This window comes from Desulfosporosinus sp. I2 (assembly GCF_000960765.1).
Lineage (GTDB): Bacteria > Bacillota > Desulfitobacteriia > Desulfitobacteriales > Desulfitobacteriaceae > Desulfosporosinus.
On the sequence record NZ_JYNH01000148.1, the window covers coordinates 1 to 11,658 of the forward strand.

The 11,658-nt window shown below is 44.7% G+C and carries 11 protein-coding genes; all 11 read right to left on the reverse strand.

The window, feature by feature from the left end; all coding sequences use genetic code 11:
* Positions 1-65: 65 nt before the first annotated feature.
* Complete coding sequence (locus UF75_RS21600) at positions 66-677, reverse strand: response regulator transcription factor (protein WP_045576625.1); 612 nt, start codon at positions 675-677, stop codon at positions 66-68.
* Positions 678-768: 91 nt separating this feature from the next.
* Positions 769-1,419: a diguanylate cyclase gene (locus UF75_RS21605; RefSeq protein WP_045576626.1), complete on the reverse strand. Its 651-nt coding sequence runs from the start codon at positions 1,417-1,419 to the stop codon at positions 769-771.
* Positions 1,420-1,726: 307 nt separating this feature from the next.
* Complete coding sequence (gene hprK, locus UF75_RS21610) at positions 1,727-2,593, reverse strand: HPr(Ser) kinase/phosphatase (RefSeq protein WP_045576627.1); 867 nt, start codon at positions 2,591-2,593, stop codon at positions 1,727-1,729.
* Between the two features lie 23 nt (positions 2,594-2,616).
* Complete coding sequence (gene ptsP, locus UF75_RS21615; RefSeq protein ID WP_242860377.1) at positions 2,617-4,320, reverse strand: phosphoenolpyruvate--protein phosphotransferase; 1,704 nt, start codon at positions 4,318-4,320, stop codon at positions 2,617-2,619.
* Positions 4,321-4,327: 7 nt separating this feature from the next.
* On the reverse strand, positions 4,328-4,597 hold the full coding sequence (locus tag UF75_RS21620) for an HPr family phosphocarrier protein (protein WP_045576628.1): 270 nt from the start codon (positions 4,595-4,597) through the stop codon (positions 4,328-4,330).
* Between the two features lie 4 nt (positions 4,598-4,601).
* Positions 4,602-5,858, reverse strand: a complete 1,257-nt coding sequence (locus UF75_RS21625) for a zinc-binding dehydrogenase (protein WP_045576629.1) — start codon at positions 5,856-5,858, stop codon at positions 4,602-4,604.
* Positions 5,859-5,916: 58 nt separating this feature from the next.
* On the reverse strand, positions 5,917-6,849 hold the full coding sequence (pfkB, locus tag UF75_RS21630) for a 1-phosphofructokinase (protein WP_045576630.1): 933 nt from the start codon (positions 6,847-6,849) through the stop codon (positions 5,917-5,919).
* Positions 6,850-7,290, reverse strand: coding sequence for a PTS sugar transporter subunit IIA (locus tag UF75_RS21635; protein WP_045576631.1), 441 nt, complete (start codon positions 7,288-7,290; stop codon positions 6,850-6,852).
* Positions 7,287-9,344 carry a BglG family transcription antiterminator gene (locus UF75_RS21640; RefSeq protein ID WP_045576632.1) on the reverse strand — a complete coding sequence of 686 codons (2,058 nt, stop codon included), beginning with the start codon at positions 9,342-9,344 and terminating at the stop codon, positions 7,287-7,289. Before UF75_RS21640 ends, UF75_RS21635 begins: the two co-directional genes overlap by 4 nt.
* A 10-nt stretch (positions 9,345-9,354) precedes the next feature.
* Positions 9,355-10,758 (reverse strand): PTS mannitol transporter subunit IICB, encoded by a 1,404-nt coding sequence (locus tag UF75_RS21645; protein WP_045576633.1) that lies wholly within the window; start codon positions 10,756-10,758, stop codon positions 9,355-9,357.
* Between the two features lie 298 nt (positions 10,759-11,056).
* Positions 11,057-11,407 carry an LUD domain-containing protein gene (locus tag UF75_RS21650; protein ID WP_052693516.1) on the reverse strand — a complete coding sequence of 117 codons (351 nt, stop codon included), beginning with the start codon at positions 11,405-11,407 and terminating at the stop codon, positions 11,057-11,059.
* Positions 11,408-11,658 lie beyond the last annotated feature (251 nt).

Below are 11,658 nucleotides of genomic sequence, written 5' to 3' on the forward strand. Positions count from 1 at the left end.
ATAGACATAAATCATTAAAATGAGCAGAAATAAGAAAAGGGAGACTAGGATTAAATATATTCTAATCATAGCAAACCCCGGATTAACCGTTTTATTCGAGCTCGAAGTTCTTTCATACTGAACGGCTTTATCATATAGTCATTGGCGCCCCTTTGAATAGCCAGCGTTATATCCGCTTCGGAATCTCTGCTGGTCAACATCAGGCACAGATATCTTCGTCTGTCGTATTGCGTTCGTATTTTCTCCAGCACCTCCAAACCGTCCATCTTCGGCATGATTCTGTCTATGATAAGAAGAAATCGTTCATTTTGACGGTGCCAAGGATCGTTAAAAAACTCCTCTCCATCCGAAAACGCTTTGATCTCCACCTCGTAATCTGGAACTTCAATATCCTTTAATTGATTCTTCAATAGTTCGCGGATTAACCTATCGTCATCAATAATTCCGATTTTTAGTTTTCTCAGTGTGGAAGAGGCAACATCAGTTGTCCCATCCACCACAATCGCCTTATTGTCTGCAGTAGCCTGATTCTTAGGAAATGACATCAACGAAATACATTGCTGTACTGACTGGGAAGGATCCACAAAGTCTACTACTTTTACCGAAAAAGTAAGGCTGATCTCTCCCTCAGATGTCTGGAATCTAAGTTCGGCGAATCGTTTGATTAACCGATTCATCAATTTCCCAGCGTCTACTTTTACTGTTTTCGGAAGAACGATGACGAATCCTTCATTTTGGTATCCGAATATTGAATCTGAAGGGCGGATGCTATTTTGGATAAAACCCCCTAAATTCCTTCACTATCTGATGTCCAAAAGCGTAGCCATAGGTTTTCTGGACGGCAGAGAGATCATCTAATTGAGCATAGACCATGGAGAACTGCTCATAGGAGCGTTTCATGTCTTTAATCTGACGTTCTACTTCCTGCGCAAGGAATTTTTCGTTTTTAACTCCGGTCATAGGATCGATTAGAATCTGGTCCATGATTCTGCTTCGTTTCTTTAGGTGATAAATAACCCTGATGACTAAATCATCAAGTTTGTTAGAGTAAACCATAACATCATCTGCCAAAGTGATGCATTCCTTACGGAGGGCTAAATTGTCTTTATCCAACGTTATCAAGATTGGAATATAGTTCTCTTGGCAGAGATGTGAGAAACTCTCAAATACATGGATCCCCATCTTCGAAATAAAACTTCCGTTCACGATTACACAATTAGGGTATTCTTTATAGAAATATTCTAAGGCCTCCATTTGACTGTTCAATTCCATAATAATCATCCCATTTTGTTTCTCAAAGTAATATTTGAGAAACAAACGCAAAACGGGGTCATCATTAAGAACCAGCAGTAAAGGTTGATTCTCTCCCTTTGAATATACAGGGTTGTTTGCCTCAGTTTTTTGCTCCATATCATTCATGCTCTTTTCTCTAAATGCATCATTAACCTACTCCTAATGTGATCTAACTCGACTTTTTTGAACTGTGTTAGCGCATTTAAAAGAATTGCCAATAAGTTGGCTTTTGGTAGAGCCTTCATTATATATCATAGCATTTTATAAGTACGAAATTAAAGTAATATTCTCCATCTTCTCTAAAGATTCCTCCCTTATAACAAAATTCAAGCGTTTTAGGAAGAATAAACTGCCAGATCGTAATCCGGCAGTTTATGTCAGGTTCTTTTTCAACTTCAAGTAAGCAGATTCTCTTTTTAAGCTCACTTGTATATTACAATTTCGCACTTCTCAAGCGATGTTGCATGACTGCTACTTCAATAATCGATGCTAGATGCCGTCCAGGCCGAACCGGAATAGTCACTATCGGGACAGAAATACCCAAAATCGTAGAAGTTTGCGGAGAGTCCAGCCCTAAACGGTCGTAATACTTTCCTTCTTCCCATTCCTCTAATTTCACAAGTAGGTGTAGTTCCTGTTCTTCGCGTACTGCGCCAGCGCCAAACAACTGAGTCACATCCAAGATACCCAACCCCCGCACTTCAAGGAGATGACGGATCGTCTGAGGTGCTCTGCCACGCAGATTCTCTTCATCGACTCGATGCACCTCTACAGCATCATCAGCGACTAACAAATGTCCGCTTCGAATCAATTCCAAAGCGGTTTCGCTCTTCCCGATCCCGCTATCTCCGGTGATCAGCACGCCCATTCCATAGACATCCACAAGCACCCCGTGAATTAATGTGCTAGGTGCCAGACGATTCGCCAGGAAATGGATGAGCAGATAATAGAGTTGGGTCGTAGAACGTTGGGTCAGCAGCAAGGGGATACTCCGCTCTTCCGCGAGTTGAATAAACTCCGGCGGGATCGGCAAGCCACGCGTGACGATGATACAGGGGACCTCTGGTACCATGACCTTGGAAAGGTTATCATAACGAATTTCATCCGCGAGTTGTTGTAGGAGACCGAGTTCTGTTCGTCCGTAGACCTGGATTCTCTGCGGGGGGAGATAAGTCAGATAACCAACCAGTTCTGCGCTAGGTCGCTTAAGACTGAAATCTGTAACAAGCCTGCCCAAGCCCGCTTGTCCAGCGAGTACTTTAAAATCAAACTCCTCTACTAACTGGTCGATTGTCAGCATCCAACTCCACCTGTCTCTGTTTATTACGCTATAGGCGTAACCTTTCCTAACACTTCTTTAACCTCTGAGGCAGTTGCACAGGCCAAGACTGAGTCCACCAAGCTTATTTTTTCATCCAGCTTCAAATCTAAGCTCGCCAAAGCGTGTCGGACTTTGGGTAATGAGCCGGGAGCCATGCTAAGTTCTTTGATGCCGACGGCAGCAAAAAATGGTGCTAACAGTGCATCTCCACCCGCCTCACCGCATACCCCAGTCCAGACCCCCGCTTGGAGACCAGCTTGACTGACTCGGGCGATCATTCCCAGAACTGCGGGATGATAGGGCTGATAAAGTTCAGCTAATTCATTATTCTCCCGATCCACAGCGAGCATATATTGGGTCAAATCGTTCGTCCCGATCGAGAAAAAGTCTACTTCAGAAGCAAACTTATTGGCCATCCAGGCAGCTGATGGAATCTCAATCATCATTCCTACCTCGAGCTCTCCAACTGGATAACCCGCTTGGACAACCTCTTCACGGGACAGATTAAGAATTTCCTTCGCCTGAAAGAGTTCTTCAAGAGTCGCGATCATAGGAAACATAATCGCCGTTGGACCCGCAGCAGCTGCGCGCCAGATGGCCCTGAGTTGTTGACGGAAAAGTTCTGGACGACGTAAGGTGAGACGAAGTGCCCGAACTCCTAAAAAAGGATTTTTTTCCTGAGGAAGCTGTAGGGCAGGCGCCCTTTTATCTCCTCCGATATCTAAGGTTCTGATCACAGTTAGGTCGGGTGCACAGGAAGAAATCACCTGCTGGTAAGCCTGCACTTGCTCCTCTTCGGTCGGAAGAGTATCTCCCATAAAAAGGAATTCAGTGCGGTACAACCCTACCCCTTGCGCTTTGAACTTCTTCACAAATGCTAAGTCATCGGGACTACCTACATTAGCAGCTAAGATCAGTTCTCCAAGAAGCCCGCTTGCCAAGGAGGTTTCCTCTTCCATCCCCTCCATATTAGCTGACAAAGTGTGCCCTTCAGGAGTTTGTCGGACCCAACCTGCCTCTCCGTCGATTTCTACCCAACTCTGATTCTTTAATTCCTCCCAGCCTTCTGCAACTCCTACCAGAGCTGGTATACCATAAGTGCGAGCTAATATGGCAGCATGGGAAGTTTTACCCCCCTTACGCACAACAAAGCCTAAAACTCGCTCCTTGGGCAAGGCAATCGTTTGGGCAGGTGTCAATTCGTCTGCTAGTATGACATAATTTCCTGTTTCCGGGAACAAATCAGAGCTATTACCTTGTGATCCCCGCAGATTTTGAAGCAATTGGACCAACACATCCTGGACATCCACGGCACGTTCTTGAAAATAGGGATCGTCTAAACTGCGCAACATCCGAATTGCTTCACCCGCTACTTCCTGGAGAGCTTGTTCCGCGCTTAAGTGACCTTTTTGTAAACGAAGTAGCGCCTCACCTATAAACGCCGGATCACTCAATAATAGTTTATGCGCCCCAAAAATTTGCGCTAAAGCCTCACCCCGCTCCGCTTTCACCTTAGCTTCAAGTTGGGTTAAGTTTTGTTCTGTGAGGATAATTGCTTGTTGCAATCGCTCAATTTCTTCATCGACTGAACTATTTTTTGGGTTTTCTTCTTGAACTTCCGCTTCGTACTCTTCTAAATACCAGGTCTTACCAGCAGATCGTCCTCCTGAGACTCCTAAACCCCGCCAAATCATTTCTTCCATCATATATTACCTACCTATCCTGGTTTTCCAAGTCGTGCATTAATTCTTCCAGGGATAATGCAGCTTCGGCTTCATCGTCCCCTTCAACCAAAAGCTCAATAACACTGCCGGATGATAAGCCCAAGGAAAGAATCCCTAAAATGCTCTTGCCATCCACGATGGCTTCGCCACGCTTGATTCGAACTTTACTCTGAAAACGGCTTGCTGCCTGGACCCACAAAGAAGCTGGACGAGCATGGAGTCCTGATTTGTTATTAATGGTTAGTTCTCGAGCAATCATTATTCTACCTCCAATACTTGAGTAGATAGCTTTCAGCCTCTGCACACCATAAGCCCTTATTGTTGCTGACGATTTCTGCAAGCCGTGCAAAATGCGGCTCTGAGACGCCCTTTTCAGCAAATTCAACGATTGCTGTTAATTCCATTTTGATATGCGTGTAAATTAGCTTTTTCCCGCCAGGAATGTGGGGTAGGTTTAAAACCGTCTCAGCTACAGAATCCAGCCCGCCAATATGTGTAACCATGACAGCCGGATTAATTTTTTTCTCTTCCGTGAGCTTCAGAGACTCTAGTAGATCCGCCGTATTCCCACCCGTTGTTCCCATGATATGAGTCGAACCGTAGTGGACGTTATACAGATTTAATTCCGCTCCGAAGTTTGGATCAGTAGGTCCTGCAAAAAAGTTAAGACAGCCGTCACGACCTAGAATCTGGTCACCCTGCTCTACTACTGGTTTAATCGGCGTGAAAACAAAGACGTCATCAAAACCGGTATCTCCGGTCAACGCCCGCAAATGTGCCGGAACATCTTCTACCCCTTGAGTGTTGACAAAAACCAGTTCTACTCCGCATTCCTTGGCCTCTGCAGCTGTGAAAATCAGACGGGCCCGGGCAATTTTCTCTTCATCAACATCAGTAACTACTAAGAGTGCAGGCCGCCGCTCCGCATGCAGGGCATAATCAATCGCCCCTAAGCCCATCGGCCCGGCCGCTGCTAACAAAGCCATTTTACCGCCTTCTACTATACCCATGCGATGCTCATAACTTCCCATGCTGGTGTGATAACTGGCATGAAAGGCACCTATAATACAGGACATTGGCTCGGCTAATGAGGCTTCATAATAGGTTTCCCCTTGATAGTTGAGGAAACAGCCCAACTCCATGACTTCGGGTGGGATCACATTATAGGTGGCATCCCCGCCAAAATAGCGATAAGAATAGCCCGGAGACCACATGCTGCCCTTATAATTCAGAGCTGGCTGCAGAGCGAACTTGTCGCCTGCCTTAAACTGATCCTTATATTTCGACCCTACCTGAACAATATTGCCTGAGAACTCATGACCGACGATAATCGGATGGACATCGACATCTTGGGGAACCCGTTTATGCTTCTTGCCTAAAATTGCCGCTTTATAGGTCGACATACAGACACTATCAGAGATGACCTCTACCAGTATTTCTTCATCGGTTATCTCAGGCAGTTCAAATTCTTCCATACGCAGGTCATTTTTATTATATAAACGCACCGCTTCAGTTTTCATTATTATCCCCCTCTAAATTGCTTCAAGAATCATGATTTAAATTAACTTAGTTTTACTGTCAAGCAAGTACTCGATAGTTCACACGATCAAAATAGTATAACACCTTACTCAACTCTGGAGGTTGGGTTCCCGAGGTCGTCACTTGTGCCGCACTGGTTGCTACGGACCAGCGGACAGCTCTTTCCAGATAATTCTCCCCTTCTGTCACTTGAGTTAAGGCCGCCACCATGGCGTCGCCAGCTCCTACAGTGCTTTTGACTTCAATCGGCAATCCCTCTGCATAAATGACCTTATCTTGGTATGCAAAAATTGCGCCATCTGCCCCCATAGAAACCACGATCATTTCGCTCCCTTGCTTAAGCAAGTTGCGTGCAGCACCCTCCACATCTTCAAGGCGAGAAAGGTCTTTACCAACTAAGCGCTCTAGCTCATGAAGATTCGGTTTTACGAGAAACGGTTTAGCTTTAAGGCCTTCTCGAAGCAATTCTCCATCCGCGTCCAGAAATGTTTTGACGCCCAATAGTTTGGCCCGTTCCAGCCAGTGTCGATAAATTAAGGACGAAACCGAGTTGGGAACACTGCCGGACAGAACTAAACTAGAATCTGATCCAAGACCGTTAAAAATCTTGCCTTCTAGTTGATTCAGTTCCTCATCAGTGACGAGAGTACCCGGCTCATTGATATCTGTAAAGGTGGAGTTCATAGGATCGACTACTTTTAAGTTAATGCGGGTCTCCCCTTGAACAAACAGAAAATCATGGGAGATGCCTCTGCGCTCGATTTCTGCTTGGATATATTCTCCATTACGACCCGCCAAGATGCCTACAGCAACACTTTCTCCATTTAAAGCTTGGATAACCTTGGAGACATTGATTCCTTTCCCGCCCGCATCTAATTGAAGCTTAGTGATTCGATTAACGGCCCCTACTCTGAAATCATTTACTTCTACGGTTTTATCAATTGCCGCGTTCAAGGTCACTGTTTTAATCATTTAATCATCACCACTAGCCAAAATTTGTAGAACTTCCTGCTTACTCGTAGCGAGTTTTAGTCGATTGACATTTTCTTCTTCCTGGCAAACTAAGGCTATAGCGGAAAGAAGCTCGATGTGTTCGTCATCCTTACCTGCAATCCCGATCAGAACATAGGCAGTATTACCTTCTCCGAAATCAATCCCTTGAGGATATTGAAGTAAAACCAAGCCAGACTTAAGAATAAACGGAATATACTCCGGTAAACCGTGGGGGATAGCCACACCATTACCGACATAGGTCGTCAGACTCTGTTCGCGTTTTTCCATTCCCTCCAAATATTCAGCTTGGACGTACCCATTCTTCTTGAGAAGTTCACCTGCTCTTTGGATGGCAGCATTTTTTGATTCGCGAGCCACATTAAGTTCAATGTTATTTTTGTTAAAGATATCTAGATTCACTGCTCTTCCTCCCTATTGAGTATCTCAACTAGTTCGTTGCGTATATCTTGCAATTCTCCGAATCGTAATGCCTCGGCCAAAGTATCATCTTCTACCAGTGCGACACTAATTTTCCCCAGCAGCTCGAGAATATAATTGCTTTCATTCTTGCGTGCCAGCATGACGAAGAACGTGTCAACCCGTTCAGGAAGATACCCAACCCCCTTAGTTTGGATATATTCCGGAAGTCGGAATACCCCCACAAATGGAGCTGGAACTTCTTCGGCGCGGAAGTGGATGAGGGCAATATGACGTCCCGGGATAATCACATTTCCTTTTTCCTCACGTTTGGCGATAAGATGTTGAATGCTCTTTTTGTCAGAAATCAGGTCTAAGGCGTGTATTTCATCCACAATTCCTTGAATGGTTTCGAGGTAGGTCCTAGCTGACAGATTCTTAAGCTGAAACTTCTCGAGCATAGTGTTAGCTAGGTCAAAATCTTGTTGAGATTCATCCGGTTCGCTTATTGGCATGGGTCCAGGATTTTTTTCAAGCAGGCTGTTTTTTCTAAACTTGAGGATCATCGTCTTAATTTTATCGATATCTTCTTTCAGAAGAAACGGTGATATCACGGTCAGTGCTGGTTCATGGATATGCTCTAGTTTGACTGTTGAAACCACCATAGCATAGTCGTTTTTGATTTTATCATGCATGTCGCGTAAGGAACACGTCTCAATTGTTTCAAGATCCGGGAATTCATTGCGGATTTTACGAAACAACATTTTGGCGGTACTAATTCCGTTCGGGCAAATGATCAACAGACTCAGCTTTTTCTCTTGCCTTTGTTGCCGTTCAAGAGCCGCACCAATATGCATGGTGATATAACCAACTTCATTGTCAGGTATGCTTAAATTGTACTTTGAGAAAACATGCCGACACGCGTAAGCGACTGCATCATAGAGATGTTTATAATAATGTCGTATCTCATTAATAATTGGATTTCTAACTTCCAACCCCATAGTCAAGCGATAAAGGGCAGGATTAATATGTTGAATCAGTCCACTCAGCAGGACCTCATCACAAAAGATTTTCAGATTGAGTTTTTTTCCGGTGAGATAGATCACTTCTCGAATCAGATCTTCGAGTTCAAAGCCAAGTCGTTTAGCCTCATTTTCGTCCTGAAATAAGTTTTTTCCACCGCTTAAGTGCAGAGCAAGGTAGGCGAGTTCAGCATCAGGCAACTTGATTTGATGGGTGCTCAGTATCGCCTGGACTCCACTCATAAAGTTATATTCCTCCGAGGAGAGAATTTCCTGGACAAGTTGGGCGGGCATTTCGATCGCTTCCCCGCTTTCCGTGCGCTTTAAGACCAACAGTAAATGCATAAACGCACTGAAATACCCAATGTCATTTTTCAGAAAAATATTGTCATGAATTTCTTCGATCAAGCGTTTGGTCAAAGACGTTAACGTTTCCCCAAACGTGACTTTGAAAAAAGCCATTAATAAATAATCTTGATTGTCCTCGTAAAGAAAAGTCAGCAGTTCACTAAGGGGTTTGTAGCTGTATATGAGATCGACAAAGGCATTCCGTTTTTGCCAATCTGTCCCCTTAATTTCCAGACCATACCCTCTTTTGCGAACCATGGTAAGATTCTTCTCTTGTAACCAATGATTAATTTTATCCAGGTAAAAGCCTATCGTCCCTTCGACGACATTGAATTGATGGCTGAAATAAGCGGATTTAATGGGTTCCTCAGCGAGCAGGAGTTGGGCTGTAATCAGCACTTGCCGCTGCTCTTGATTCAGCATCCAGAGGTGAGGAATTTCTTTCAGCGACTCCCTTGCTTTAGCCAAATCCCGCTCTACTCCGTCAATATGGAGCATTCCGCCACTTTCGGAGATACGAACCTTGTGTTGTTTCAACCAGTCATTTAAAGCAGATATCTCCCGCAGAATGGTCCTCTCACTGACATCGATTTGTTGAGAAAGGCCCTTTAATGTTAGAGGACCTTTCTCTACGAGGTTGTTCATGATGAACTTTTGACGAACCGTCAGTTGTTCTACATTACTCATTTCTCACAACCTATTTTCTTAAACTGTTGACATACTCTTCATACGCTGTTTTGTCTAAGAAGTTTTTAATCGTGACGATTTCCGCCTTTGGCACCACTTGTGCTGCACGCTCAGCTAACCCTTCCTGAGTAAAAACAACATCGACGTCCGAAGGAATTTGGTTGACTGCAGAATGTCGCACTTCAATATTCAAGCCAGCATCTTTAAGTTTCTTCTTAAGGATAGACTCTCCCATTGCAGATGAGCCCATACCTGCTTCACAGGCAAAGATGATCAGTTTGGGCATCTGATTGGATTTTTGTCCTTTACTCTCGGACTTCATTTGGGAAACCAGTTGTTGGGCTCCAGCAAGGTCTTCAGTGTCAACAATTGTTTTATCCCGTTTCAAAATGACAGAGGCGATCAAGAAGGAGACCACAGCCCCGACAGCGATACCCAACATAACCGACAGAAACCCGCCTTTAGGGGCCATAGCCATTTCGGCAAAGATACTGCCCGGAGAAGGAGATGCCACCAAACCTGCCTTGGTCAAGACGAATGTCAAATCAGCGGAGATTCCGCCGCCGATGACAGCCAGTAGGAGGGAAGGCTTCATCAGAATATAGGGGAAATAGACTTCATGAATTCCGCCCAAGAATTGAATGATGATAGCACCTGGAGCCGATTGCTTGACCATTCCTTTTCCATAGACCCAGAAAGCCAGTAAAACTCCCAAGCCAGGCCCGGGATCTGATTCTAGGAGGAAGAAGATGGACTTTCCGGTTTCAGTAACTTGTTGAATTCCTAAGGGAGTGAGAACACCATGATTGATCGCGTTATTTAAAAATAATATCTTACCGGGTTCAATAAAGATAGCGATTAAGGGTAAAAGTCCAGCATTTGTGACTGACACGGCTAAACTTCCCAACATGGACGAAAAACCTTGTACTACGGGTTCAATCACAGTATAGGCTAGAATTGCCGACAGAGCGCCTAAAATTCCAGCAGAAAAGTTACTGACCAACATTTCAAAGCCTGTGGGCACTTTATCTTCGGTCAGTTGGTCGAATTTCTTAATTACCCAGCCGCCGAAGGGCCCCATGATCATGGCTCCCAGCATCATAGGAATTGAGGCTCCCACAATAACTCCCGCTGTAGCGATGGAACCGACGACTCCACCCCGTTGTTTGTAGACCAGACTACCTCCCGAATAACCGATCAGAAGTGGGATCAAATAGGTAATCATCGGCCCGACTAATTTGGCCAAATAAGCATCAGGCTTCCAGCCCGTGGGAATCACAAACATAGTGATCAAGCCCCAAGCAAGAATGGCACCGATGTTGGGGATGACCATCCCAGCCATGAAGCCCCCAAATTTCTGGATCTTGGCTTTTGTTTTTCCACCGCCGACTAGAGAATTAACATTTGCCGACATATTGATAACCTCCTTTATTTGATACTTTAATATTATGCCTCATCCACTGCTATTACAATTTAAAGAAACCCAATCCTGACATCACTTCTTACTGACAATTTTGACAACTCGCATTCTCCGACTGAGAGCCAAATATAGCCGACCAAGGTGTAAAATGCACCCTAGTCGGCTTAATCTTTAACCCTATTCTATTTTACACTCTTTTTCTACATTCTATTTCAGACCCGTTTATCCATCTCACTTAAAAATTAGTATGAGCAATAAGGGCATCAATAACCAATCTCTTCTCCAACTATGATCACATGGTAATCCCCTGCAAATTTTTTCCTGCAGGTCGTCGATGCTGAATTACGGTTATGTTACAGATCCGGTCTGGACTGGCGCAGTCACTACACTCTCCCATACTATTGCATGGAGTTGCGGTATTAAGTCGTTGAGCATTTGTTTCCGCCGCTACTCGTTGACTGCGCTCCAGAGCAGCGCTCAAGTTATCTGTTATTTTATTTAGGCCAACAATCATAATAATTATTTTGGGTCCAGAAATGCTCGCTGCTACACGATTGCCAGAGCCATCAACATTGACGATTTCCCCGGCTAAGGTAATAGCATTAGCACTGGTCAAAAAAACATCACTAACAACCTGTTTCAATCCACGCACCCGCACGGGGTGCGACTTGAACCAAATAAATTATATATCCAAGAACAGGTTTCAATCCACGCACCCGCACGGGGTGCGACTATAGGCAGATAGTAGACGCTAAACCTTCTGGGGTTTCAATCCACGCACCCGCACGGGGTGCGACCGAGGGGGAAACGCACATGTTGAATAAAGTAATCGTTTCAATCCACGCACCCGCACGGGGTGCGACGTGGTTGATCGGGAGATATTGCAGGACTATG

Excerpts from the sequence above, each read along its gene's own strand:
- UF75_RS21640 (WP_045576632.1), bottom strand. The coding sequence starts at position 9,344 with ATGAGTAATGTAGAACAACTGACGGTTCGTCAAAAGTTCATCATGAAC.
- UF75_RS21620 (WP_045576628.1), bottom strand. The coding sequence starts at position 4,597 with ATGATTGCTCGAGAACTAACCATTAATAACAAATCAGGACTCCATGCT.
- UF75_RS21645 (WP_045576633.1), bottom strand. The coding sequence starts at position 10,758 with ATGTCGGCAAATGTTAATTCTCTAGTCGGCGGTGGAAAAACAAAAGCC.
- UF75_RS21605 (WP_045576626.1), bottom strand. The coding sequence starts at position 1,419 with ATGAATGATATGGAGCAAAAAACTGAGGCAAACAACCCTGTATATTCA.
- hprK (WP_045576627.1), bottom strand. The coding sequence starts at position 2,593 with ATGCTGACAATCGACCAGTTAGTAGAGGAGTTTGATTTTAAAGTACTC.
- UF75_RS21625 (WP_045576629.1), bottom strand. The coding sequence starts at position 5,858 with ATGAAAACTGAAGCGGTGCGTTTATATAATAAAAATGACCTGCGTATG.
- ptsP (WP_242860377.1), bottom strand. The coding sequence starts at position 4,320 with ATGATGGAAGAAATGATTTGGCGGGGTTTAGGAGTCTCAGGAGGACGA.
- UF75_RS21600 (WP_045576625.1), bottom strand. The coding sequence starts at position 677 with ATGAATCGGTTAATCAAACGATTCGCCGAACTTAGATTCCAGACATCT.
- pfkB (WP_045576630.1), bottom strand. The coding sequence starts at position 6,849 with ATGATTAAAACAGTGACCTTGAACGCGGCAATTGATAAAACCGTAGAA.